We start from the raw sequence: 24,703 nt of genomic DNA, 5'->3' as shown, positions 1-24,703 counted from the left end.
GTCGTTGCCCTCGTTGGTCGGCCGCGCGGTTGGCCCGGCGGCTCTTGTCATGTTCTTGCGTCTTGCTTGCCGGGTCATCCCGTCACCTCGCAGGTGCCGGTGAACCGCTTGCCCCTGTTGCCGCGGTAGAGAAACGCCTCTCCGGGGCCCAGTTCGATCCGGTGATCCCCGCCCCAGAGGTCGATGCGCCAGACCTCTGCCGCAAGGTCCGCGCGCGTCGCCGGGTAGGGGCCCTGTCCGTTGATCCAGAGCCGCGCGTCGCCCGGGCCTCGGGCCAGGTCGATCCGCAGGGCAGAGGGCGCACACATGTTTAGCGCGTCGCCCCGGCACTGGATCGTGGCGGTACAGCGGACGGTGTCCGCCTGTGCCATCAGCGGCAGCAGGATCGCCGCCGCCGCCAGGTATGCCGGGCGCTTGCCGCTCACCCGGTCACCACGCATTCGCCGTGATAGGTGACGACGGTCAGCGGATCGGCGAATTGCACGCTCAGCTTGGCAAGCCCGTCGGGGGTCTGGCTCAGCAGGTAGCTGCCGTTGCCGTCATGCGCAAAGATCACCAGAACGCCGTTCACCACCTGGGCCGTACCCGTCGCCGGGCCTGTGCCCAGAACCAAGTCGGCTTCGCCGGGCATCTGCTTGGGCAGGTCGACGTCATGTCCGAACTGCGCAAAGGTGCAGGCCTCTTCGTCGAGGCATTCCACGGTGTAGTTGCAGGACATCAGCGCGGCGCCCGGGGTTTCGATGATATCGGCCAGGGCAGCGCCCCCGCATCCTGCCAGCCCGAAGGCCAGTAACAGTTTCTGCATTACCCGATCTCCCTGCATTGCCCTTGCCAGGGGCGGTCCCCGTGATCGCTCATGCGGGCCGTGCCGTCCGGCGCCACCGTCATCAACATGCCCTGCGTCGCGGCCCAGAACCCGTGAGAGCCGTCCTGACCCAGGATCGCCTCGGCCTCGAACTCGGCATCCGCCATGCGGACCCGGCTGATGCGCCGGCGCGGAGGATCGGCCGGATCGACTGGCGGCGAAAAGCTCGCCGGGTCGAGGTCGAACCGCAGGTTCATGCGTGCCCCGTCCCGGCTGAGCGCGCAGTCGAAGGTGTCCACCGCCGCGTAGGCCGGTCCGTGGACCGCCGGCAAGGCCAGTGACCACAGGGCCGCCTGGGTGACGGGCCGCATCGCCTCAGCCCCCCAGAAAGCTCTTGCGCACCTCGGGATCGGCCAGCAGTTCCTTGCCCGTCCCGGTATAGGCGTTCCGCCCCTGCACGAGGACATAGCCCTTGTCGGCGATCTCGAGCGCCTGGCGTGCGTTCTGTTCCACCATCAGGATCGAAATGCCGGTGCGGGCCACCTCGATGATCCGGTCGAACAGCTCGTCCATCACGATGGGGCTGACGCCGGCGGTGGGTTCGTCCAGCATCAGCACCTTGGGCTGGGTCATCAGCGCACGGCCCACGGCCACCTGCTGACGCTGACCGCCCGAGAGTTCACCCGCCGGCTGGCGGCGCTTTTCCTTGAGGATCGGGAACAGCTCGTAGACCTGTTCCATCGTGCCCGAGAAATCGTCCAGCCGGATGAAGGCGCCCATCTCCAGGTTTTCCTCGACGGTCATCGAGGTGAAGATGTTCGAGGTCTGCGGCACGAACCCCATGCCCTGCGCCACCCGGTCCTGCGGTGTCAGCTGGGTGATGTCGTGCCCGTCCAGCCGCACCGCGCCCGAGCGGACGTCGAGCATGCCGAAGACCGCCTTCATCGCCGTGGATTTGCCGGCGCCATTGGGGCCGACGATCACCGCGATTTCACCCTTGTCCACCGCGATGGTGCAGTCGTGCAGGATGTCCGGCCCCTTGCCATAGCCGCCGGTCATCGTGTCGCCGATCAGGAAAGGCCCGCCCGGGGCATCGGTCATTGGGCCGGACCGGCGGGTCGGGTCGATCTCGCTACGCTGGCCCGGCTTGGTGATCGAGGCGTCCTTGTTGCCGCGGTCGTTCTGGTATGGGTTGTCGCTCATACGGTTGCCACCTGGTCCTTGTTCTTGAGCCCGGTGCCCAGATAGGCCTCGATGACCTGTTCGTTGGCCTTGATCTCGTCCAGCGTGCCCTCGGCCAGCTTCTTGCCCTCTGCCATCACGATGACAGGGTCGCAGATGCGGCCGATGAAATCCATGTCGTGCTCGATCACGCAGAAGGTGTAATCGCGCTCCTGGTTGAGCCGCACGATGGTGTCCGCGATGGTGTTCAGCAGGGTCCGGTTCACCCCGGCGCCGACCTCGTCGAGGAAGACGATCTTGGCGTCCACCATCATGGTTCGGCCCAGTTCCAGCAGTTTTTTCTGTCCGCCGGACACCGCGCCCGCCGGGTGATCGGCCAGGTGAGAGATGGTCAGGAAGTCGAGCACTTCGTCGGCCTTGGCCCGCAGGGCGCGTTCCTCGTCGGCGATGCGCTTGCGGCCGAACCAGGTGTTCCATAGGGTCTCGCCCGATTGTCCGCCCGGCACCATCATCAGGTTCTCGCGGCAGGTCATCGAGTGGAATTCATGCGCGATCTGGAAGGTGCGCAGCAGGCCCTTGTGGAACAGTTCGTGCGGCGGCAGCCCGGTGATGTCCTCACCGTCCATCGTGACGGTGCCGCTGGTCGGCGGCAGGGCGCCCGCGATCACGTTGAACAGCGTCGTCTTGCCCGCGCCGTTCGGCCCCACCAGCCCGGTGATTGATCCCGTGGCAATCTCTAGCGAGGCGCCGTCAACGGCCCGGAAGGCACCGAAATGACGGTGCAGGTTGTCCACCTTTATCAATTGGATAGCCCCCGAATGGCGGTGCCGCGAACGGCACCCCCGTAAAGCAGGAAGAGCAGCGGGGCCTGGCCCTGCTGCTCTTTTGCATCGTGTCGGTTACTTGAACTCGACGGTTTCCGCCGCGCCATCGGTGATGGTGTAGTGGCGGTAGGTGCCGGCGGCTTCACCCGGGCCGATCAGTTCCACGCCCGAGGCGCCGACGTAGTCGATGTCGCCGCCGTTTGCGAGGATTTCCAGCGCCTTGGCCAGTTCACCCGGCAGGATCGGCTCGCCGGGGGCGTTGGCCACGTCCATCAGGTTGGCTGCGATGGCGTCGGGGGTGGCAGCGCCGCCCTTCATCATCGCCAGCGCCATTAGCGCCGCGCCGTCATAGGACTCGCGGGTGAACGAGCTGGTGGGATCGACACCAGCGGCGGCGGTGATCGTCTCGAAGGCTTCTGCGCCTGCGCCGGTCGCCCAGGGCACGGTGCCGTAGGAGCCTTCAAGCGCGTCGGAGAGTTCCGAGAACAGGTTGGAGCCGAACATGCCGTCCGCCATCACGTAGGTGTCGAATGCACCGGTGTCGTAGGAGGCCTGGATGATGCCCTTGCCACCCTGGTCGGTGTAGCCGAAGACCATGAGGGCCTGGCCACCGGCCGAGGCCAGCGCGCCGATCTCGGCCGAGTAGTCGGCCTTGCCGTCGTCATGCGGTGCCGACAGGGTCACGGTGCCGTCGAATGCCGAGGCGAAGGCGTCTGCCAGGCCCTTGCCGTAGTCGTTGTTGGTGTAGGTCACCGCGACTTCGGTGATGCCCTTCTCGGCAAGGATTTCCGCGATAACGGCACCCTGGCGCGCATCCGACGGGGCGGTGCGGAAGAACAGGCCGTTGTCTTCGGCGGTCGACAGCGCCGGCGATGTCGCCGAGGGCGAAACCATCGGGATGCCGTTCGGCAGGGCCACGTTCGACAGGATCGCGCCGGTCACGCCGGAACAGTCGGCACCCATGATGCCAACGACGCCTTCGGAAACCAGGCGTTCCGCCGCAGCGGTGGCCGCGGCTGCGTCGATGCAGGTCGAGTCAGCACGGGCCGGGGCCAGTGTGACGCCGTCGAGGAACTTGCCCGACTCGTTGATTTCGGAAATCGCCAGTTCGGCGGCATCGGCCATTGCCGGTGTGATGGATTCAATCGGACCAGTGAAACCGAGGATGATACCGATCTTGGCTTCGCTCGCGTGGCTTTCGGCGTAAGCAGCCGAAGCGGTCAGAGCGGCAGCCGTCGTGGCCATCAGCAATTTCTTCATTTGATAACTCCCATGTTGGATCTTGATGTCCTGGCGGAAGCCTAAGCATCGTTTTCCGAAAAGAAAAGGCCCCACGCGCGGAACTCGGGGCGGCGGACGCCAAGTCAGTCTGGCAACGCGCTGTCACGGAACCAATTCGTTGTCCGGGTGTTCCCGCCTTGGGCAATAGGAGTAGCGCGATGAGACGGAATTCACTGGTGGCAATCCTGGCGGGTGGCGTGATCGGGCTGGGGGGCGCCCTGCAGGCATCGGCGATCCAGACAGAGGCGGGGCCAATGGACATCCTGCCGGTGGTCGAGGGTCTGGATATCCCCTGGGCCTTCGACTTCCTGCCGGACGGGGGCATCCTGGTGACCGAGCGCGCCGGACGGCTCTTGCTGATCCGCGACGGCGGCTCGGAGGTGATCGAGGGCACGCCGGACGTGGTGGACAGCGGGCAGGGCGGGCTGCTGGACGTCATGGTGCCGCGTGATTTCGAAACCAGCCGAGAGCTGTTCTTTACCTACGCCCGTCAGCAGGGCCGGGGCGCCGGAACCGCCGTGTTCAAGGCGCGCCTGTCCGAGGATGGCACCCGGCTGGAGGACGGCAAAACCATATTCGAGATCGCCGAGGGCACGCGCGGCGGACGGCATTTCGGCTCGCGCCTTGTCGAAGCCGAAGACGGGTATCTCTTTGTCACCGTGGGCGACCGGGGCGATGGGCCCAAGGCGCAGGATCTCTCGATGCACAATGGCTCTGTCCTGCGCATCACCCGCGACGGCGCCCCCGCGCCGGGCAATCCCTTTGTTGACGCCGAAGGCGCGCAGCCCGAGATCTGGTCCTATGGGCACCGCAACCCGCAGGGCGCCGCACTGGATAGAACGGGACAGCTCTGGGCCGTGGAACATGGGGCCCGTGGCGGCGACGAGGTGAATCGCATTGCGGCAGGCACGAACTACGGCTGGCCGGTGATCTCTTACGGTGTCAATTACAACGGCAGCACGATCGGCGAGGGCACGCAGAAAGAAGGGATGGCGCAGCCTGTCTACTACTGGGACCCCTCGATCGCGCCTTCTGGCATGACATTCTATGATGGCAGCGTGTCCGATTGGGCCGGCAATGCATTTATCGGTTCGTTGAAATTCAACTACATCTCGCGCCTGTCCGGTGATCCGCTGGCCGAGGTCGAACGGATCGAAAGCGACGAGACCCTGCGGGTTCGTGACCTTGACCAGGGGCCGGACGGCGCGCTGTGGTTCCTCAGCGTCGGCAACGGCGCGCTTTACCGGATCGTGCCCTCGCCCGGCGGTTGAGGTCGTTCGGGACAGGCGGTGACGGTCCCGAACAGGCTTCGGGGCCGTTTTCCTGTGGACGTCCGGGATGGTGTCTGACAAAAGTCAGAAAAACAACTCCTCCGAGGCCGGAATGACCATCGACGCCATCGCCCGAACCCGCCGTTTCCATCGCGCCGTCACCTCCGAGGTCGGAGCACTCGATTCCTCTTTCCTGGGCCGTGGACGCCCGCTTGGCCCGGCGCGCGTGCTGCATGCGATCGGCAACGGGGTGTCGGACGTGGCCGAGATCCGGGCGCATCTCAAGTTGGATTCCGGTCTGATGAGCCGCCTCCTGAGGGGGCTTGAGGACGAAGGGCTGGTCACGGTCACGGCATCGGGGAACGATGCGCGCCGCCGAAGTGCCGCCCTGACCCCCGCCGGCGAGGTGGAGTTCGCAGAATACGAGGCGCTCTCGGATCAACAGGCCGGCGCAATCCTGTCCCGCCATCCGCATCCCGAGGCGCTGTTGCAGGCGATGGATCTTGTCGCCACCGCGCTGGGGTTCGACCGCACGGCGATCCAGCGCGTGCCCCCATCGGACCCGCGTGCGCAGCAGTGTCTTGCGACCTACTACGGAGAGTTGGCGCAACGGTTTTCCGGCGGCTTCGACGTAAATCTTTCCGCCGACCCGGAGGCGCGGGACATGGAACCGCCGCGAGGCGCCTTTCTGCTGGCGGTACTGGATAGCATGGCCATCGGTTGCGCCGGGCTGAAGGGCACGGACAAGGGCTATGCCGAGGTCAAACGGGTCTGGGTTGCCCCATCGGCCCGGCGCATGGGGCTGGCGGGCCTCCTGATGCGTGCGATCGAGGATGAGGCGCGCGGGTTGGGGATCGGGACCCTGCGGCTGGACACCAACAGCGCCCTGCCGGAGGCCGTCCGTTTTTACCGCAAGTCCGGCTGGACCGAGATTCCGCGCTTCAACGATGACCCATATCCGGATGTTTTCTTTGAAAAACACCTCTAGGCAAAGTCAGGGCAGGTCGCGTTCGTAGTAGGCGCTGTCGCACCATTCCCAGCCGCCGTAGAGAAAGTTCTTCTCCTCGGTCCGCAGGTGGGTAAATCCCAGTTTCTCCAGCAGCCGGCCAGAGGCCAGGTTGCGCGGGTCGATCTCGGCGGTCAGCTTTGGCAGGTGTGGCCGGTGCCGGGCCAGTTCCGGTAGGATCGCCGACAGCGCCTCAAAGGCCAGCCCTTTGCCCCAGTGATCGGGATGCAGGATATAGCCGAAGTCCGGCGCCCGCCACATCCCCGCCTTGCCGATACAGCGGCCCTGATGCTCGATCACCAGGTCAAAGCTGTCGGGACGGTCCTCCATGAGACCCTGCAGGTAGCCAAGCGACTGCGTGATGTCGTCATGTGCGGGGTGTGACCAGTAGCGCATGGCCCCCGGGTGCGACAGTACCGCGTGCAGCGGTTCCAGGTCCGTGGGCCGCGCCCGCCGCAACAGCAGGCGCGCGGTCCGGATCACACCGACAGGCGCGAGGATTGGGCCCCGCGTTCCCGGTAGGGCGTGGTCTTGTAATGCGCGCGGTAGCATTTCGAGAAATGCGAGGGCGAGGCAAAGCCACAGGCCAGAGCCACGTTGATCACGCTCATTTCCGTCTGCATTAGCAGGTTGCGCGCCTTTTGCAGACGCAACTCCATGTAATAGCGCTTGGGCGAGCGGTTGAGGTAACGCCGGAACAGACGCTCGAGCTGGCGGGTGGACATGCCCACCTCCTTGGCCAGCACCGCCGGGCTGATCGGTTCCTCGATGTTGCTTTCCATCATCTGGATGACCTGGCTCAGCTTGGGGTGGCGCACGCCGATGCGGGTAGGCACGCTCAGGCGCTGGGTGTCCTGGTCGGTGCGGATCGAGGAATAGATCTGTTGGTCGGCCACCGCCGTGGCCAGTTCCTCGCCGTGGTCATTGGCGATGATCTGCAGGAAGAGGTCGATGGACGAGGTGCCGCCCGCCGTAGTCAGCCGGTTGCCGTCGATGGTAAAGACCGACTTGGTCAGGTCCACCTCGTCGAATTCCTCCGAGAAACTGTCCTGGTTTTCCCAGTGGATCGTCGCCCGCTTGCCTTCCAGCAGTCCGGCCTTGGCCAGGCTGTAGGCCGCGGTGCAGAGCCCGCCGATCACCAGCCCCTTGCGCGCCTCGCGGCGCAGCCAGCTGACCAGGCGTTTCGAAGTCGCCTTCTGCACGTCGGATCCGCCGCAGATCACGATGGTGTCCTCGCGGTGCAATTCGTCCAGGTCGCCGTCGAGCTGAAAGACCGTGTCGGTGGAACATCTGGCCGTTACGCCGCCTTCGCCGACGATCCGCCATTCATACAGCTTCTTCTGGGACATGCGGTTGGCCAGTCGCAGGCAATCCAGTGCCGCCGCAAAGGACAGCAGCGTGAAATTGTCGAGAAGGACAAAGACGAAGCGGCGGGGCTTGGCCGGAACGGAGTCGAGTTCGATGACCTGGCGCTGAGGCGGGGGAAACATGAGATGTCACCTTCCTGATCGTGCTGCGGTTGCCGGACCGCAGATGTGTCGAAGCACATGGGCAGATGTGGCCAGCAGCGTCAAGACATGTCGCGAAAAACACGGCTGGTCACGCGAACTGGCGCAGAGTATACAGCCTTTCCGTTAGCGCTCGAAACGATCAACCGGAGAGAACAGATGACCGAGTGGCAGAAATCGAACTGGCGTGCCAAGCCGCGGGTTCAGATGCCCGAGTATACGGACGCCGAGGCCCTGCATGCCGTCGAGGCGCAGCTGGCCAAGTATCCGCCGCTGGTCTTTGCCGGTGAGGCGCGCACGCTCAAGAACCACCTGGCCGCCGCCGGACGCGGTGAGGCCTTCCTGCTGCAGGGCGGCGACTGCGCCGAGAGCTTTGACCAGTTCTCTGCCGATGCGATCCGCGACACCTTCAAAGTGATGCTGCAGATGGCGATGGTGCTGACATACGGCGCCAAGGTGCCGGTGGTGAAGGTGGGCCGCATGGCGGGCCAGTTCGCCAAGCCGCGCTCTGCGCCCACCGAGGTGAAGGATGGCGTCGAGCTGCCCAGCTACCGTGGCGACATCATCAACGAGCTGGCCTTCACCCCCGAGTCGCGCATTCCGGACCCGTCGAAGATGCTGCGCGCCTACACCCAGGCGGCTGCCACGCTGAACCTGCTGCGGGCCTTTTCGACCGGGGGCTATGCCGACGTACACCAGGTGCACCAGTGGACGCTGGGCTTTACCGAGGGTGAGAAGGCGTCGAAGTACCGCGAGATGGCCGGCCGGATTTCCGACACGCTGGATTTCATCAAGGCGGCTGGCGTGACCGGCGCCCAGGCGCACAGCCTGTCGACGGTGGAGTTCTACACCTCGCACGAGGCGCTGTTGCTGGAATACGAAGAGGCACTGTGCCGCCGGGATTCAACCTCTGGCAACTGGCTGGCGGGGTCGGGTCACATGATCTGGATCGGCGACCGTACGCGGCAGCCGGACGGCGCGCATGTGGAATTCGCGCGGGGTGTGCTGAACCCCGTGGGGCTCAAGTGCGGGCCGACGACCACGGCCGAGGACCTCAAGGTGCTGATGCAGCGTCTGAACCCGAAGAACGAGGAAGGCAAGCTGACCCTGATCGCGCGGTTCGGCGCCGGGAAGGTGGGCGAGAACCTGCCGCGTCTCATCAAGGCCGTGCAGGAAGAAGGCGCCAACGTGACCTGGGTCTGTGATCCGATGCACGGCAACGTTATCAAGTCGGCCACCGGCTACAAGACGCGTCCCTTCGACTCGATCCTGCGCGAAGTGCGCGAGTTCTTCTCGATCCACGAGGCCGAGGGCACGACCCCGGGCGGCGTGCATTTCGAGATGACCGGCCTCGACGTGACGGAATGCACCGGCGGTGTCCGCGAAGTGACCGAAGAGGATCTGTCCGATCGCTACCACACCGCCTGCGATCCGCGCCTCAACGCGTCGCAGTCGCTTGAACTGGCCTTCCTCGTGGCCGAGGAACTGGTGGCGCGCCGCGAGAAGGCAAAGGAAGCCGCCAGCGCCTGAAATCGCTGACGGCCCCGCAATCAGGAACGCCCCTGCAGGAGATTGCGGGGGCGTTTTCGTTGGAACGGTTCGGATCTTTGCGCCCGAAAGGCGTTGAGGGAATGCCTCAGTCGTTGCTGACGATCAGCTTGAGGTGGCCGCGTTCCGTGATCGGCGCGCGCAGGCTGTCGGCAGGCGCACTGGTGCGGGGGGCAAAGCGTGCCGGGTCCTCGCGCAACGCCGGGGCCATGTCCTCGGGGCGATCCGCCGGGACGATGTCCTGTCCGGTCAGGGCTGGTGTCACCTCGACATTGCGCAACACGAAGCGACGCGGCGTGCGGCCGATCCGTCCGTGGCTGACCAGGGCGCCAAGCGCACGGGTCTGGTCGCCGAAATCCGAGCGCAGCGGTAGGAGCACCATGTTGGCCTCCATGTCCGGCTTGCCGAAACCGCCCTCGGCGGTCAGGTCTATGCGGACGATGCAGGGGCCGGCGAATAGCTCTGCCACCGCCTGGCCAAACCGCTCGCGGTCGGCGGGTGCGATCAGGCTGGACAGCGGCATCCCGGCGATCTGCATGCCCATCAGGTCGTTGAGATGCGTGCCCGCTACGCGGATCTTGGCCATCGTCGGCGCGATGCGTTCCATGAGAAAGGCGTTTTCCAGCGCGTCTTCCATGCCGCGCGGATCGATCTGGCTGCGAAGCGGCACGGCATCCCGGGCGCATAGGCCATGCCAATACGCCTCGACCTGCCGCAGCGGCGCTAGCCGCCGCATCTTTTCCCGATCCGTCATCGAAACGACGTCCTCGCCGCTACCGCCTTTGCCCAACATGCCAATGCTCCTGTCGTCCGGTGCAGCATGGCGGGGCCCCCTGCCACCAAGCCTGCTTAATCAAGGTTACGAAAACATTACTATCAGAGGTTCGCTTCAAATTCGTCCCAATTCTGAACCGAAGGTTAACGAACGGGCAGGGTGCTTGCGCCCGGACGCGTCTGCCGATACCCCCTTTGTCAACACGAGGGGAGAGGCGAGATGCGGCAATCCATGACGGGGTTCGCCAGCCAGAACGGCCAGGGTCTTGGCCGCAGCTGGACCTGGGAATTGCGCGGGGTCAACGGTAAGGGGCTGGACCTGCGCCTGCGCATGCCGGATGGGATCGACGGGCTGGAAGCGGGTGTTCGGTCGCGCTGTGCCGAGCGCCTGAAGCGCGGGAACGTGCAGATCTCGCTGAAGCTGGCGGCGGAAGAGACAGCGGGCGGTCTGCGGATCGACGAGGCGCAGCTGGCCGCCGTTCTGGCCGCGATGCAGCGGATCGAGAACGACGCGATGGACAAGGGCCTGTCGCTGGCGCCTTCGACCGCGGCCGAGATCGTGGCCCTGCGCGGTGTCCTGACCGCCGAGGTGCCGGAGGCCGATCCCAAGGCGCTGTGCACCGCGCTTCTGGCGGATTTCGACATGGCATTGAACAGCTTTGTCGCCATGCGCCGGTCCGAAGGCACTGCACTCGCCCGTATCCTGGCCCAGCAACTGGACGAGATCACCGGCCTCGTGGACGAGGCCGAGGCCGCCGTGGCCGAACGACAGCCGCATCAGGCCGAGCGCCTGCGCGAGCAGTTGCGCCGCGTGACCGAGAATGCCGACGGTGTCGACGAGGCGCGACTGGCGCAGGAACTGGCGCTTATCGCGGTGAAATCCGACATCACCGAGGAAATCGACCGGCTGCGCGCCCATATCGCCGCCGCGCACGAGCTGCTGGAGGTCAAGGGCGCGGTGGGCCGCAAGTTCGATTTCCTGATGCAGGAGTTCAACCGCGAGGCCAACACGCTCTGTTCGAAATCCGGCGACACGCGCCTGACCCGCGCGGGCCTGGCGCTGAAAACCGTGATCGACCAGATGCGCGAGCAGGTCCAGAACGTGGAGTGACCCTGACCATGACGCCCGACATGACCCGCCGCGGGTTGCTCATCATCCTGTCCTCACCCTCGGGCGCGGGCAAATCCACCCTGTCGCGGCGCCTGCTGGACTGGGACCCGTCCTTGCGCTTTTCGGTCTCGGCCACGACTCGCAAGCCGCGCCCGGGCGAGGTGGACGGCGAGCATTACCACTTCATGACCGAGGAAAGCTTCAAGCGGTCGGTTGCCGAGCAGGGGATGCTGGAACACGCGCATGTGTTCGGCAATTTCTACGGCAGTCCGCGCGCGCCGGTCGAAGAGGCCATCGGACAGGGCTGTGACGTGCTCTTCGACATCGACTGGCAGGGCGCGCAGCAGATCCGCAACTCCGCGCTTGGGCAGCATACGCTGTCAGTCTTCATCCTGCCGCCGTCCATCGAGGAACTGCACCGCCGGCTGGTCAGCCGGGGACAGGATGCGCCCGAGGTGATCGCCAAGCGGATGCAGAAAAGCTGGGACGAGATCAGCCATTGGGATGGCTATGATTTCGTTCTGGTCAACGATGACCTGGACGCCACGTTTGAGCGGCTGAAGACCATCGTCACCGCAACCCGTCTGCGGCGATCGCAACAGCCCGCGCTGGTCGAACACGTCCGGCACCTGCAAACCGAATTCGAGGAACTGTCATGACCCTGTATGCACTGGACGGGATCGCCCCGGAACTGGCCGCGGATGCCTGGGTGGCGCCGGATGCCAACCTGATCGGCAAGGTGGTGATGGAGGCGAAATCCTCGGTCTGGTTCGGCTGCACGCTGCGCGGCGACAACGAGGAAATCCGTGTCGGCGAAGGCTCGAACCTGCAGGAGAACACGGTCTGCCACACCGACATGGGATATCCGCTGGTGATCGGCAAGGGCTGTACCATCGGCCACAAGGTCATGCTGCACGGTTGCACCATCGGGGACAACACGCTGATCGGCATGGGGGCGACGATCCTCAACGGGGCCAGGATCGGCAAGAACTGCCTGATCGGTGCCGGCGCGCTGGTGACCGAGGGCAAGGAAATCCCGGACGGCAGCCTGGTCATGGGGATGCCGGGCAAGGTCGTGCGCCAGCTGGACGAGGCAGCCATAGAAGGCCTGAAGAAATCCGCCCTTGGCTACCAGGCCAACGCGGCCCGTTTCGCCGCAGGCATGAAACCGGTCTGAGCCGGTTTCAGCGCGAAAGCGGCTTGAGCCGTTCGGCGTGGATCGTGGGCAGCGTTGTATCGCGCTGTTCAGAATAAAGCCCGTTCGACCGCCAGTTGCCGTCCGCCTCCTGCCGCATCATCATAAAGGCGCGATAAGCGGGCATGGCAAAGGCCGACCCGCGCAGGATATAGGTTTCATGCAGGCCGATAATGCGGGTGCGTGCTTCATCGGTGAACCGGGCCGCCCGGCCCAGCCTGTGATATTCCGTGGCGCCGATCTGGGCAAAAGTCTCGCGCGCGGCCTTTGCGGTGACGATCCATTCATCCAGCGTGGCAAAGACGCGTTCCGTGTCCGGGGCGCCAATCCGGTTTGGCACCGCGATACAATCGGCCAGCTGGTCCCAGTCGCGCGCCCAGAACAGGTTGGTGATCCGGTCCAGTCCCGCCTGGTAGATCGCTTCGGCCTGCGGGTCCGTGGTCGAGACGAGTTCGGCTGCGTCTGGCTTGGGTGTCCACATGACCTGATTCCTGGCTACTAACTCCCCCGCACCTGGAGGCCAACGGTTCTGATAAAGCCTTCGACGTACCCGTCAATTCTGCTTTGGGATAGGGGGAACGAATTTTGGAATAAGTCCTGGCGGACGGGCCGCGGAGGGCGATGGCGTTCCGGGGCTATCGACGGCGCCGGGGCGATGGGCTAAGCATCGCCGGCGCAGACAGAAGGAACCATCAGACATGAAGAAAACCCTGCAACGTCCAGCCGGTTGGCCCGCATCGCTGTCCACGCCTGTGGTTTCTCCGATTGCGCCTTCGGTGGTCTATGCCTCGACCTCGCCGGACGAACTGGATTCGCAGTACGAGGGCCGAGAGACCGGCTATACCTACGCCCGTGAAGGGCATCCTAACGCCGATGTCCTGGCGCAGCGTATCGACGCGCTGGAAGGCGCCACCGGCGGGCTGGTGGTGGGGTCCGGCATGGCGGCGGTGAGCGCGGTCCTGTTGGGGCTGTGCAAGACCGGCGATCACGTCATCGGCGCCGACCAGCTGTACGGTCGGTCGCTGCGCATGATGGCCGAGGATCTGCCACGCCTGGGGATCGCGACCTCTTTGGTGGATGCCACGGACGCGACCGCAGTGGCCGAGGCGATCCGCCCTGAAACCCGACTGGTGCTGATCGAGGTGGTCTCGAACCCAACCATCCGCATTGCCGATCTGGACGCCGTGGCAGAGGTCTGCGCAGAGCGTGGCGTGCTGCTGGTGGTGGACAACACCTTTACCACGCCGCTGGGCATCCGGCCCTTCGAACACGGGGCCGACATCGTGCTCCACTCGGTGACCAAGCTGCTGGCCGGGCATTCCGACGCCACCCTTGGTTGGGTCGCTGCCAAGGATCCGGCGCTGGCCGAGCGGATGCGCATCTTTGCCGTCACCACGGGCATGACACCCAGTCCCTTTGATTGCTGGCTGGCCGAACGGGGCCTTGCGACCTTTGCGTTGCGCTATGCGCGCGCGCAGGACACGTCGCAACGGCTGGCGGACTACCTTTCGGGCGCCGAGGGGGTGAAGCGCGTGCTGTATCCCACACGGCCCGATCACCCCGAGGCGGCGCGCGCGCAATCGCTGCTGAAGGGGCAGGGCGGGCACATGGTCAGCTTTGAAATCGAGGGCGGGCGCGCGGCGGCCAATGCCTTTGCCGAGGCCGCGAGCGGCATCGCCTTTGCGCCCACCCTGGGTGACGTGGGCACCACGCTGTCGCATCCCGCCTCGTCCTCGCACCGGGCCCTGACGCCCGACGCGCGGGCAAGGATGGGTGTGTCCGAGGGGTTCTTCCGCGTCTCGGTGGGCCTTGAAGACCCCGAGGCGCTGATCGCCTGTTTCGCCGACGGGCTTGCCGCCGCAAGAGGCACCGCCTGATGTCCGACTTCGTCGCCGGTTTCGTCGACGCGGTGCCGATGCCCGCCCTGGTGATCCGCAGCGACGAGAGGATCGAGGCGGCGAATGAACCGGCCCGCGCCCTGTTGGGGGCGGGTATCGGGGGGCGGCATTTCCTGACCGCGCTGCGCCAGCCGCAATTGCTGGACGCGATCGAGAACTGCCTGCGCGACCGGGCGCCGCGCGCGACCGAGTACCTGGGCAACGACGGTCGTCAGGACACCACCTTTCGCGTGTCCGTCCGGCCAGTGGATCTGCCCACAGGTGGCAGTGTCCTGGTCTCGTTCGAGGACGTGACCCATGCGCATCAGCTGGTGCAGATGCGGCGCGACTTCGTCGCCAATGTCAGCCATGAACTGCGCACGCCGCTGACCGCCCTGATCGGTTTCATAGAAACCCTGAGGGGGCCGGCCCGAAACGATCCTGCCGGGCAACAGAGGTTTCTGGGCATCATGGAGGCCGAGGCCCACAGGATGAACCGCCTTGTCGGCGATCTGCTGTCGCTGAGCCGGGTCGAGGCCGAAGAGCGCGTGCGCCCGACCTCGCGGCTGGACCTCGCGGAACTGGTGCTGTCGACGATCCAGGGGCTGACACCGATGGCGGCGGACAACAGCGTGACCCTGGCCCATGATCTGCCTGAAGGGCGCCGCGTGATGGTGCCCGGCGACGAGGACCAGTTGCGCCAGGTCCTGACCAACCTGATTGAGAACGGCATCAAGTACAGCGGTGAGGGCACCACGGTCACGGTGCGCCTGACGGCCCCGGACTATGTCCCACGCCTGCAAGGCCAGGGGGTGACGCTGGTCGTCGAGGACAGCGGCGCGGGGATCGACCCGATCCACCTGCCGCGCCTGACCGAACGGTTCTACCGGGTCGACAACCACCGCTCGCGCGAGATGGGGGGCACGGGTCTGGGCCTGGCCATCGTCAAACATATAGTGAACCGCCATCGCGGACGTCTGCGGATCGAGAGCGAAAAGGGGATGGGCACCCGATTCACGATCATCCTGCCCGTGGGCTGACCCGGTCCGACAGACGCTCCCCAACGGCCCTCCGTTCGATTCGGGGGGCTTTTTCATGCCCCGAATGTAACAGGGCCTTGCGGCGCTTGGTCCTTGCTGACGTCGGATCCGGCCTGTTGCCTTCGGTCACGATCCGCCGGGTGAGTTTGATTCGTCAGCCCTGACAGGAGGTTGATCGGCCCTAAATGGCCGGTGTCATAAAACTGTTACCCAAGCGTCACAAAACCATAGCGCGGGGCCTTTAGCGGTCCGGGCCAAGGTCATCGTGGGGATGACTGATTCCTAAGTTCAGGGAGCTATCCATGAAATTCGCTAAACTGACCGCCTCGACCCTGGCGATCGCAGCCGTTTCGGCCACCGCAGCCGTTGCCCGTGACAACATCCAGGTTGCCGGTTCGTCGACCGTTCTGCCCTATGCCTCGATCGTTGCAGAAGCGTTCGGTGCCAACACCGACTTCCCGACGCCGGTCGTTGAATCGGGCGGCTCCTCCGCTGGCCTCAAGCGTTTCTGCGAAGGCGTGGGCGAAAACACCATCGACGTCGCCAACGCATCGCGCGCCATCCGCGAAAAAGAGATCAAGGCCTGTGCCGAAAACGGCGTGACCGACATCATCGAAGTCCGCATCGGCTATGACGGCATCGTCTTCGCCTCGCAGGCAGATGGCCCGGCCTACACCGCCTTCACGCCCTCCGACATCTTCAACGCACTGGCGCCGAAGGTCGTGGTCGACGGCGAACTGGTCGGCAACCCCTACACCAAGTGGAACGAGTTCAACGCCGACCTGCCGGACGCCGAGATCCTCGCCTTCATCCCGGGCACCAAGCACGGCACCCGTGAAGTGTTCGAAGAAAAAGTGATCGCGGCCGGCTGTGAAGCCACCGGCGCCCACGACGCGATGATCGCTGCCGGCATGTCCGAGGACGACGCCGAGGACGCCTGCCTGATGGTCCGCACCGACGGTCGTTCGGTCGACATCGACGGCGACTACACCGAGACCCTGGCCTCGATCGACGCCAACGCGCACGGCATCGGCGTGTTCGGCCTGGCGTTCTACGAGAACAACACCGACAAGCTGAAGGTCGCCACCATGTCGGGCGTCATGCCCTCGACCGAGAGCATCGCCTCGGGTGAATACCCGGTGTCGCGTCCGCTGTTCTTCTACGTCAAGAAAGCCCACATCGGCGTGATCCCCGGCCTGAAAGAGTACGCCCAGTTCTTCGTCGCCGACGAGCTGGCAGGCCCCTCCGGCCCGCTCGCCAACTACGGCCTGGTGTCCGACCCCGAGCTGGCCAAGACTCAGCAGATGGTCGCCGACGAAGTCGTGATGGGCGAAGGCATGTAATCCATCCCTCCGGGGGTGTTTGCACCTGACGCCTGTGGGGGCGGCATATTCCGCCGCCCCCCTTCCTTTTAGGACCTTTACCACCATTCCTGACTTCGGGGGGCACATGCCTGTTATCTGGCTCATCGTGATCGTGCTCGCGCTGGCGGTCGCCGGGTTTATTCTCGGCCGGACCCGCGCGATGCAAAGCGCCGGGGGCGACAGCCGGCACCTGCACTCGCTTCCGACCTATTACGGGTCGAACGTGGCGCTGAAGGCGGTCGTTCCGGCCATGTTGCTGATGGTCGTCTGGCTCGTGGCCCAGCCGTTCTACGTGAACGGCGTCGTTTCCGGCATGATCCCCGATAGTGCGATTGCCGACGGGTCCAGCCGCGGCCTTGTGCTGGCTGAGGTGCGCCGCGCGGCAGACGGGCTGGACAACGCGGTTGCCCAAGGGGCGATCTCCGAAGAGTTCGCCCGCAACGCTCGCGCCGATTTCACCGATGTGACCACCCGCCTCAAGGAGGCTGGCCAGATCGTGACCACCCAGATCACCCAGCCGGTGCTGCGCGCGGCGCAGGAATACCGGGTGATCAACGCCACCGGCAACATGATCATGTCGGGCGTGGTCATCCTGGTCGCGCTGCTGGGGGTCTTCTGGGGCCTGCGCGAAACCAATAAGGACTTTCGCGCCCGCAACGTCGTCGAAAAAAGCGTGATGGCGCTGCTGATCGCGGCGGCCTCCATCGCCGTGCTGACCACGGTCGGGATCGTCCTGTCGCTGATCTTCAACACTATCGAGTTCTTCCGCCTTTACCCGGCCTCCGAGTTCTTTGGATCACTGACCTGGGCGCCTTCCTTTGGCGGCGGGTCCGAGCTGGGTGTCCTGCCGCTGCTCTGGGGGACGTTCTACATCTCGCTGGTGGCGCTGATCGTGGCGGTGCCGATTGGTCTCTTCGCCGCCGTCTACCTGTCGGAATATGCCTCCAAGCCGGTGCGCAGCTTTGCCAAGCCGATGCTCGAGGTGCTGGCCGGTATCCCGACCATTGTCTACGGCCTTTTTGCGCTGCTGACCATCGGCCCGATGCTGCTGAGCGTCTTCGGCCCCGACGGAACCGGCTGGATGGGTGGCCAGCGTGCGGTCATCACCGCGGGCCTGGCAATGGGCATCATGCTAATCCCCTTCGTCAGCTCGCTGTCGGATGACATCATCAACGCGGTGCCCCAGGCGATGCGCGACGGCTCGTACGGGCTGGGCGCGACCAAGTCCGAGACCATCAAGCAGGTGATCCTGCCCGCCGCCCTGCCGGGCATCGTCGGCGCCGTCCTTCTTGCGACCTCGCGCGCCATCGGCGAAACCATGATCGTGGTGCTGGGGGCAGGGGCCGCCGCCCGGCTCAGCCTCAATCCCTTCGAGGCCATGACCACCGTGACCGCCAAGATCGTCAGCCAGTTGACCGGCGACAGCGATTTTGCCTCGCCCGAGGCACTGGTGGCCTTCGCCCTGGGCATGACCCTCTTCATCATGACGCTGGGGCTAAACGTCTTCGCCCTCTACATCGTGCGCAAATACCGGGAGCAGTACGACTAATGACCGACGCAAGCATGGATACGCCCCGGCCGCGCCGGGCAAAGACCTCGCTGGTGAGCGAAGATGCGCGGACGAAAAAGCGCAATGCGGCGGAAAAACGGTTCCAGGCCTACGGGATCGCCGCCATTGCCACCGGCCTGTTCTTTCTGGCCGTCCTGGCCTTCTCGATTGTCCGCTCGGGCCTGCCGGCCTTCACCACCACGGTGGTCGACGTCAACTTTACCCTGACGCAGGAACAGTTCGACGAGGCCGAGGGCCAGCTGTTCAAGACCAAGGCCTATTCCGGCTACTTCATCACCGCCCTGCAGCAGAAGCTGGAGGCCGAGAATGTCCAGGTGGCCTTTGACGAGGCGGCCATCGAACGGATCATGGGCAAGATCGGCGGCACGCTGCGGGAATACTACACCGCCAACCCCGATCAGTTGGGCCAGGAGGTGGCTTTCAAGCTGAACGCCGCCTCGCGCGTGGACGGTTATTTCAAGGGCCGCGTTCAGCGAGAGACCCTCCAGGACAGCCGCTTTCTCACATTGGCGGACCTGGACCTTGTCGATGCCCTGGCCGAGGCCGGGATCGTGCATTCGGCCTTTGATTGGGGGTTCATCACCGGGGCGGACTCGGGCGTGGACAACCCGGGTGGTGCCGGTATCGGTGCCTCTGTCGTGGGGTCGTTCTTCATGATGCTGGTGGTGCTGTTCCTGTCGCTGCCCATCGGTGTCGCGGCCTCGATCTACCTCGAGGAATTCGCGCCGCAGAACCGCTGGACCGACATGATCGAGGTGAACATCTCGAACCTTGCCGCCGTGCCCTCGATCGTCTTCGGCATCCTGGGCCTTGCCGTCTTCATCCAGTTCATGCACCTGCCGCAATCCGCGCCTCTGGTCGGTGGACTGGTGCTGACGCTGATGACGCTGCCGACGATCATCATCTCGACCCGTGCATCGCTCAAGGCAGTGCCGCCCTCGATCCGCGATGCGGCGCTGGGGGTTGGCGCCTCCAAGATGCAGTCGGTGTTCCACCACGTCCTGCCGCTGGCCATGCCCGGCATCCTGACCGGCACGATCATCGGCCTGGCGCAGGCGCTGGGGGAAACCGCGCCGCTCTTGCTGATCGGCATGGTCGGCTTCGTCGCGCGTGGTTATCCGGACGGCTTCATCAGCGGCTTTACCGACCCGAACTCGGCCATGCCTGCCCAGATCTACACCTGGGCCGCGCGCGCAGATCAGGCGTTTTACGAAAAGGCCTGGGGCGGTATCATCATCCTGCTCATCTTCCTGCTGACCATGAACATCATCGCAATCATTCTGCGCCGCCGTTTCGAGCGCCGCTGGTAAGGCCCGGGCAGCGGATCTAGGAGAGTAACAATGTACGACGCACCGCATACGGAGAGAGACGTGGACCAGCAGGACATCAAGATCAGCGCCCGCAAGGTGCAGGTCTATTATGGCACCACACACGCGATCAAGGACGTGGACTGTGACATCGAGGACAAGACCGTCACGGCCTTTATCGGTCCGTCGGGCTGTGGCAAGTCGACCTTCCTGCGCTGCCTGAACCGGATGAACGACACCATCGACGTCTGCCGCGTCGAGGGCGACATCTCGATCGATGGCGAGGACATCTACGACAAGCGGGTCGACCCGGTGCAGCTGCGCGCCAAGGTCGGCATGGTTTTCCAGAAGCCCAACCCGTTCCCCAAGTCGATCTATGACAACATCGCCTATGGCCCGCGCATCCACGGGTTGGCCAAGTCCAAGGCGGACCTGGACGAGATCGTCGAAAAGAGCCTGCGCCGCGGCGCCATCTGGGACGAGGTCAAGGACCGGCTGGACGCGCCGGGCACCGGCCTGTCGGGCGGACAGCAGCAGCGCCTGTGCATTGCGCGCGCCATCGCCACCGAACCCGAGGTGTTGTTGATGGACGAACCCTGTTCGGCGCTGGACCCGATTGCGACCAGCCAGGTCGAGGAACTGATCGACGAGTTGCGGCAGGACTACTCGGTCGTGATCGTGACCCACTCGATGCAGCAGGCCGCGCGGGTCAGCCAGAAAACCGCCTTCTTCCACCTGGGCAACCTCGTGGAATTCGGCGACACCGGCAAGATCTTCACCAACCCGGTGGACAGCCGGACGGAAAGCTACATCACGGGACGGATCGGCTAATGTCTGAACTCAAGCAACATATCGCCAGCGCTTTCGACCGCGACCTGGAAGGGATCCAGGCCCAGATCATGAAGATGGGCGGGCTCGTCGAGGCCGCGATCATGCAATCGGCAAAGTCGCTGGAAACCCGCGACGAGGAACTGGCCGAACTGGTGCGCCGCAACGACGCCGCCATCGACGCGCTGGAGGAAAGCCTGAACGAAGAGGCGGCCCGGGTGATCGCGCTGCGTGCGCCGACCGCGTCGGACCTGCGCATCGTCCTGTCGGTCATGCGCATGTCGGCCAACCTGGAACGCATGGGCGACCTCAGCAAGAACATCGCCAAGCGGACCGGCGTGCTGGTCCAGATGCAGGCCATCGGCGGCACGGCACCTTCGCTGCGCCGCATGGCCCGCGAGGTCGAACTGATGCTCAAGGACGCGCTGGATGCCTATATCCAGCGCGACGAGGCCTTGGCCGAGGACGTGATCGAGCGCGACCGGGACGTGGACCAGATGTACAACACGCTGTTCCGCGAATTCCTGACCTTCATGCTGGAAGATCCGCGCAACATCACCGCCTGCATGCACCTGCATTTCATCGCCAAGAACATCGAACGCATGGGTGACCACGTGACCTCGATCGCCGAGCAGGTGGTGTTCCTGACCACCGGCCGCAAGCCGGATGAACCGCGTGAAAAGGCGGATCGCACCTCGACGGATGCCGACCTGGCGCCGGATATGGACAAGGACGGGGATTAAGCACATGGCCGCAGACCAGCCCACTGTTCTGGTGGTCGAGGACGAAGCCGCGCAGCGGGAAGTTCTGACCTACAACCTCGAAGCCGAGGGGTTCCGCGTCACGCGGGCCGAGAATGGCGAAGAGGCGCTGGTGCTTATCGACGAGGAAAGCCCGGACATTATCGTGCTGGACTGGATGTTGCCCAATGTCTCGGGGATCGAGGTCTGTCGCCAGATCAAGACCCGCCCCGAGACGCGCAGCGTGCCGATCATCATGCTGTCGGCCCGCTCGGAAGAGGTGGACCGGGTGCGCGGGCTTGAAACCGGGGCGGATGACTATGTGGTCAAACCCTACTCGGTGATCGAGCTAATGGCCCGCGTGCGCGCGCAGCTGCGCCGCGCGCGTCCCGCCGCCGCCGGGCTGCGCCTGGAATACGAGGATATCGTTCTCGACAGCGAGACGCACCGCGTGACCCGGAACAGCAAGGCGCTGAAACTGGGGCCGACGGAATTCCGACTGTTGACGACCTTCATGGAAAAGCCCGGCCGGGTCTGGTCACGCGAACAATTGCTGGACCGGGTCTGGGGGCGCGACATCTATGTCGATACCCGCACCGTGGATGTCCACATCGGGCGCCTGCGCAAGACGCTGTGCCAGCATGGCGGAAACGATCCGCTGCGCACTGTGCGCGGCGCGGGGTATGCTCTGGGCTGATGCAAAAGGGCAGGGCGGTGCCCTTTTCACCGCCCTTGCCACTGACCGCTTGATATGTGGCAGGAACGCGTCATCTTGTCTGCCGTGCAGCAGGTGAGGACGCTTCCGGTGATACGCGGTTTTCTGACAGTTCTGGTCCTTCTGGTCCCGTTTGGGACGGTACAGGCGCATGAGGTGCGTCCGGCAATCGCCAATCTGACGACACCGGATGGACGTGTATCTCTGGTTCTGCGCATGAGCATGGAACCGGTGCTGGCCGGGATCGACCTGGAAGGTGTCGAGGACACCAATGACACCGACCGTTCGGACACCGTCGACCAGTTGCGTGCGCTGTCCGCCGATGCGTTCAAGGCACGCATCGAGGCGGAAACCGCGGATGTGCTGGACAGGGTCACGATCCGGGTGGACGGCACAGATGTGCCGCTGCGCGTGACAGAGATCCAGGTGGACGAGATCCCCGATGTCTCGCTCCCTCGCGAATCCCGGCTGTTCCTGGTCGGCACCTTGCCAGATGGAGCGCAGGCCCTGAGCGTTGGTTGGCCATCCGAATATGGCACCTTGATCCTGCGCCAGATGGATGTGGACGACGGGTTCACCGGCTACCTGACAGGCGGATATTCCGATCCCATAGCCATCGAGGACAGCAGCGGTTGGGGCTTCCTGGGCGGGATCTTTCGCTAACCCCCGCGTGGCCTGGCCCTTTGCCCCTTGCGCCTCTTGTGAAACCGCTGTAATGCGCGCGGCACGAACCCCGCAGGCGGGGGCGGGCCTATTGGACAGACATCCCCAAAGGTCCACCGGTTGCCCCGGACTTGATCCGGGGTGATTCCCCCGCCGAGGATATAAACCGGAAAGGATAGAAGGCATGGCTCTTCCCGAGTTCACCATGCGTCAGCTGCTGGAAGCTGGCGTTCACTTTGGCCACCAGACGCAGCGCTGGAACCCCCGCATGGGCGAGTTCATCTACGGTGCGCGCAACGGCATCCACATCATGGACCTGACGCAGACTGTCCCGATGCTGGACGCTGCCCTGAACGCCATTCGCGAATGCGTGGCCAAGAACGGCCGCGTCCTGTTCGTCGGCACCAAGCGTCAGGCTGCCCAGCCGATCGCCGAAGCCGCCGAGAAATGCGCGCAGTACTACATGAACCACCGCTGGCTGGGCGGCACGCTGACCAACTGGCAGACCGTGTCGCAGTCGATCAACCGCCTGCGCGAAATCGACGAGCAGATGGAAGGTGGCGCCGAAGGCCTCACCAAGAAAGAGCGCCTCAACATGGAGCGTGACCAGGCCAAGCTGCAGGCGTCGCTGGGCGGGATCCGTGAAATGGGCGGCGTGCCGGACATGCTGTTCGTCATCGACGTCAAGAAAGAACAGCTGGCCGTTGCCGAAGCCAACAAGCTGGGCATCCCGGTTGTGGCCGTGGTCGACACCAACTGCTCGCCCGAGGGCGTTGACTACATCATCCCCGGCAACGACGACGCGGCCCGCGCAATCGCGCTGTACTGCGATCTGGTCAGCCGCGCGGCGCTGGACGGCATGACCGGCCAGATGGAAGCGGCAGGCGTCGACCTGGGCGCGCTCGAAGACGCACCGGCCGAGGAACTTCTGGCCGACGCGGGCGAGAACGCCGAGGGCTGATCCCGGGGACCCGTGTCGCAAAAACGATACAGGTCCGTGACATGAGGGGTGGCCAAGGCCCGGGAGGTAGTCCCGGCGGCCGGGGCCACCCGACCTCCTGCAAAAAGATGATGAGGAGAGCCAAGACATGGCGATCACTGCAAAACAGGTGAAAGAACTGCGCGAAATGACCGGCGCAGGCATGATGGACGCCAAGAAGGCGCTGACCGAAACCGACGGCGACTTCGACGCGGCCATCGACTGGCTCCGCACCAAGGGCCTGGCCAAGGCGGCCAAGAAATCCGGCCGTACCGCGGCAGAAGGCCTGGTTGCCGTCAAGGTCGACGGTGGCAAGGGCGTGGCCGTCGAGGTCAACTCGGAAACCGACTTCGTCGCCAAGAACGCCGAGTTCCAGCAGATGGTTGCCGGCATCGCCGAAACCGCGCTGACCGTGGCTGACGTCGAGGCGCTGAAAGCGGCTGACATGGGCGGCAAGCCCGTCGAAGAGCGCATCACCGACGCCGTTGCCAAGATCGGCGAGAACATGTCGCTGCGCCGCATGGCTGCTGTCGAAGGTGACGTCGTGGCGGCCTACGTCCACAACGCCGCCGCTGACGGCATGGGCCAGATCGGCGTGCTGGTCGCCATGAAGGGCGGTTCGGAAGAGTTCGGCAAGCAGGTTGGCATGCACATCGCTGCCATGAACCCCGCAGCCCTGAACGAAGCCTCGCTGGATCCGGCCGTGGTCGAGAAGGAAAAGCAGGTCCAGATCGACATCGCCAAGGAATCGGGCAAGCCGGACGCCGTGATCGAGAAGATGATCGTCGGCCGCATGAAGAAGTTCATGGCCGAAGTCACGCTGCTGGGTCAGGCCTTTGCCCTGGACACCGACAAGACCGTCGAGCAGGCCGCCAAGGACGCCGGCGCCGAGATCGTCGGCTTTGTCCGCCTGCAGGTCGGCGAAGGCATCGAGAAGAAGGAAGAGGATTTCGCAGCCGAGGTGGCCAAGGCCGCCCAGGGCTAAGACTGTCCTGAAAGGGCAGGGGGAATCCCTGCCCGTTGCGAATCGCCAAAGGCGCCGGACATCTGTCCGGCGCCTTTTTCATTGGCCTTTTGCAGGGAATGCAGCGCGGATGGGCGGGGCCTTGCCGGTG

The 24,703-nt window shown here is 64.9% G+C and carries 27 protein-coding genes; 17 read left to right on the top strand and 10 right to left on the bottom strand.

The annotated features are described in order from the left end of the window. Positions 1-74: 74 nt before the first annotated feature. The 6 genes from PVW46_RS06425 to PVW46_RS06400 form a co-directional block, all read right to left on the bottom strand. Positions 75-425 (bottom strand): hypothetical protein, encoded by a 351-nt coding sequence (locus PVW46_RS06425; RefSeq protein WP_069208333.1) that lies wholly within the window; start codon positions 423-425, stop codon positions 75-77. Further along, entirely contained in the window at positions 422-805 is a 384-nt protein-coding gene (locus PVW46_RS06420; RefSeq protein ID WP_069208332.1) for a hypothetical protein, read from the bottom strand. Before PVW46_RS06420 ends, PVW46_RS06425 begins: the two co-directional genes overlap by 4 nt. After that, positions 805-1,176 carry a hypothetical protein gene (locus PVW46_RS06415; protein ID WP_069208331.1) on the bottom strand — a complete coding sequence of 124 codons (372 nt, stop codon included), beginning with the start codon at positions 1,174-1,176 and terminating at the stop codon, positions 805-807. Before PVW46_RS06415 ends, PVW46_RS06420 begins: the two co-directional genes overlap by 1 nt. A 4-nt stretch (positions 1,177-1,180) precedes the next feature. After that, a complete protein-coding gene (locus PVW46_RS06410) occupies positions 1,181-2,008 on the bottom strand; it encodes an ABC transporter ATP-binding protein (protein WP_074620559.1) in 828 nt (275 codons plus the stop codon). Further along, positions 2,005-2,790 carry an ABC transporter ATP-binding protein gene (locus tag PVW46_RS06405; RefSeq protein WP_043138946.1) on the bottom strand — a complete coding sequence of 262 codons (786 nt, stop codon included), beginning with the start codon at positions 2,788-2,790 and terminating at the stop codon, positions 2,005-2,007. Before PVW46_RS06405 ends, PVW46_RS06410 begins: the two co-directional genes overlap by 4 nt. 96 nt (positions 2,791-2,886) lie before the next feature. Then, a complete protein-coding gene (locus tag PVW46_RS06400) occupies positions 2,887-4,071 on the bottom strand; it encodes an ABC transporter substrate-binding protein (RefSeq protein ID WP_043138944.1) in 1,185 nt (394 codons plus the stop codon). Between the two features lie 179 nt (positions 4,072-4,250). On the opposite strand from PVW46_RS06400, the gene PVW46_RS06395 reads away from it, so the two are divergent. After that, positions 4,251-5,363 carry a PQQ-dependent sugar dehydrogenase gene (locus PVW46_RS06395; protein WP_069208330.1) on the top strand — a complete coding sequence of 371 codons (1,113 nt, stop codon included), beginning with the start codon at positions 4,251-4,253 and terminating at the stop codon, positions 5,361-5,363. 112 nt (positions 5,364-5,475) lie between these two features. Next, positions 5,476-6,351 (top strand): bifunctional helix-turn-helix transcriptional regulator/GNAT family N-acetyltransferase, encoded by an 876-nt coding sequence (locus PVW46_RS06390; protein WP_069208381.1) that lies wholly within the window; start codon positions 5,476-5,478, stop codon positions 6,349-6,351. A 6-nt stretch (positions 6,352-6,357) separates the two neighbouring features. On the opposite strand, the gene PVW46_RS06385 is transcribed toward PVW46_RS06390, so the two are convergent. Further along, positions 6,358-6,852: a GNAT family N-acetyltransferase gene (locus PVW46_RS06385; protein ID WP_069208329.1), complete on the bottom strand. Its 495-nt coding sequence runs from the start codon at positions 6,850-6,852 to the stop codon at positions 6,358-6,360. Then, the gene (locus PVW46_RS06380) at positions 6,849-7,859 is read right to left on the bottom strand and encodes a GlxA family transcriptional regulator (RefSeq protein WP_069208328.1); all 1,011 of its coding nucleotides are present in this window, start codon (positions 7,857-7,859) and stop codon (positions 6,849-6,851) included. Before PVW46_RS06380 ends, PVW46_RS06385 begins: the two co-directional genes overlap by 4 nt. A 177-nt stretch (positions 7,860-8,036) precedes the next feature. Between PVW46_RS06380 and PVW46_RS06375 the strand changes: the two genes are divergently transcribed. Then, positions 8,037-9,407 carry a class II 3-deoxy-7-phosphoheptulonate synthase gene (locus PVW46_RS06375; protein ID WP_069208327.1) on the top strand — a complete coding sequence of 457 codons (1,371 nt, stop codon included), beginning with the start codon at positions 8,037-8,039 and terminating at the stop codon, positions 9,405-9,407. A gap of 106 nt (positions 9,408-9,513) precedes the next feature. On the opposite strand, the gene PVW46_RS06370 is transcribed toward PVW46_RS06375, so the two are convergent. Then, positions 9,514-10,218: a PAS domain-containing protein gene (locus PVW46_RS06370; protein WP_069208326.1), complete on the bottom strand. Its 705-nt coding sequence runs from the start codon at positions 10,216-10,218 to the stop codon at positions 9,514-9,516. A gap of 201 nt (positions 10,219-10,419) precedes the next feature. Between PVW46_RS06370 and PVW46_RS06365 the strand changes: the two genes are divergently transcribed. From PVW46_RS06365 to PVW46_RS06355, 3 genes are read left to right on the top strand one after another with little or no spacing between them, the layout of a single operon-like run. Next, entirely contained in the window at positions 10,420-11,310 is an 891-nt protein-coding gene (locus PVW46_RS06365) for a YicC/YloC family endoribonuclease (RefSeq protein ID WP_083242176.1), read from the top strand. A gap of 8 nt (positions 11,311-11,318) precedes the next feature. Continuing rightward, entirely contained in the window at positions 11,319-11,969 is a 651-nt protein-coding gene (gmk, locus tag PVW46_RS06360; protein ID WP_373286049.1) for a guanylate kinase, read from the top strand. After that, a complete protein-coding gene (locus tag PVW46_RS06355) occupies positions 11,966-12,487 on the top strand; it encodes a gamma carbonic anhydrase family protein (protein WP_043138930.1) in 522 nt (173 codons plus the stop codon). Before gmk ends, PVW46_RS06355 begins: the two co-directional genes overlap by 4 nt. 7 nt (positions 12,488-12,494) lie before the next feature. Here PVW46_RS06355 and PVW46_RS06350 read toward each other — a convergent pair whose 3' ends face one another. After that, a complete protein-coding gene (locus PVW46_RS06350; protein ID WP_069208325.1) occupies positions 12,495-12,986 on the bottom strand; it encodes a hypothetical protein in 492 nt (163 codons plus the stop codon). Positions 12,987-13,203: 217 nt separating this feature from the next. Here PVW46_RS06350 and PVW46_RS06345 point away from each other — a divergent pair, with 217 nt between their 5' ends. From PVW46_RS06345 to tsf, 11 genes are all read left to right on the top strand, one after another. Continuing rightward, on the top strand, positions 13,204-14,382 hold the full coding sequence (locus tag PVW46_RS06345) for a trans-sulfuration enzyme family protein (protein WP_069208324.1): 1,179 nt from the start codon (positions 13,204-13,206) through the stop codon (positions 14,380-14,382). Beyond that, on the top strand, positions 14,382-15,422 hold the full coding sequence (locus PVW46_RS06340; protein WP_043138923.1) for an ATP-binding protein: 1,041 nt from the start codon (positions 14,382-14,384) through the stop codon (positions 15,420-15,422). Before PVW46_RS06345 ends, PVW46_RS06340 begins: the two co-directional genes overlap by 1 nt. Before the next feature lie 302 nt (positions 15,423-15,724). After that, entirely contained in the window at positions 15,725-16,765 is a 1,041-nt protein-coding gene (locus tag PVW46_RS06335; protein ID WP_274575259.1) for a substrate-binding domain-containing protein, read from the top strand. Positions 16,766-16,871: 106 nt separating this feature from the next. After that, a complete protein-coding gene (gene pstC, locus PVW46_RS06330) occupies positions 16,872-18,335 on the top strand; it encodes a phosphate ABC transporter permease subunit PstC (RefSeq protein WP_069208323.1) in 1,464 nt (487 codons plus the stop codon). Further along, the gene (gene pstA, locus PVW46_RS06325; RefSeq protein ID WP_043138917.1) at positions 18,335-19,666 is read left to right on the top strand and encodes a phosphate ABC transporter permease PstA; all 1,332 of its coding nucleotides are present in this window, start codon (positions 18,335-18,337) and stop codon (positions 19,664-19,666) included. Before pstC ends, pstA begins: the two co-directional genes overlap by 1 nt. Positions 19,667-19,696: 30 nt before the next feature. Continuing rightward, on the top strand, positions 19,697-20,494 hold the full coding sequence (pstB, locus tag PVW46_RS06320) for a phosphate ABC transporter ATP-binding protein PstB (protein WP_043138914.1): 798 nt from the start codon (positions 19,697-19,699) through the stop codon (positions 20,492-20,494). Continuing rightward, the gene (gene phoU, locus PVW46_RS06315; protein ID WP_043138912.1) at positions 20,494-21,234 is read left to right on the top strand and encodes a phosphate signaling complex protein PhoU; all 741 of its coding nucleotides are present in this window, start codon (positions 20,494-20,496) and stop codon (positions 21,232-21,234) included. The genes pstB and phoU overlap by 1 nt, the downstream gene beginning before the upstream one ends. Positions 21,235-21,238: 4 nt before the next feature. After that, positions 21,239-21,928 carry a phosphate regulon transcriptional regulator PhoB gene (gene phoB / locus PVW46_RS06310; RefSeq protein WP_274575253.1) on the top strand — a complete coding sequence of 230 codons (690 nt, stop codon included), beginning with the start codon at positions 21,239-21,241 and terminating at the stop codon, positions 21,926-21,928. Positions 21,929-22,162: 234 nt separating this feature from the next. Then, on the top strand, positions 22,163-22,609 hold the full coding sequence (locus PVW46_RS06305) for a hypothetical protein (protein WP_274575252.1): 447 nt from the start codon (positions 22,163-22,165) through the stop codon (positions 22,607-22,609). Positions 22,610-22,793: 184 nt separating this feature from the next. Next, entirely contained in the window at positions 22,794-23,570 is a 777-nt protein-coding gene (rpsB, locus tag PVW46_RS06300; RefSeq protein ID WP_043138907.1) for a 30S ribosomal protein S2, read from the top strand. A 127-nt stretch (positions 23,571-23,697) separates the two neighbouring features. Beyond that, positions 23,698-24,573 carry a translation elongation factor Ts gene (gene tsf, locus PVW46_RS06295; protein ID WP_043138904.1) on the top strand — a complete coding sequence of 292 codons (876 nt, stop codon included), beginning with the start codon at positions 23,698-23,700 and terminating at the stop codon, positions 24,571-24,573. Positions 24,574-24,703: the final 130 nt, after the last annotated feature.

The organism is Mameliella sp. AT18 (assembly GCF_028807275.1).
GTDB classification, from domain to species: domain Bacteria; phylum Pseudomonadota; class Alphaproteobacteria; order Rhodobacterales; family Rhodobacteraceae; genus Antarctobacter; species Antarctobacter albus.
Note: the sequence above shows the minus strand (reverse complement) of the source record. Positions and strands in the feature narration are given on the sequence as shown.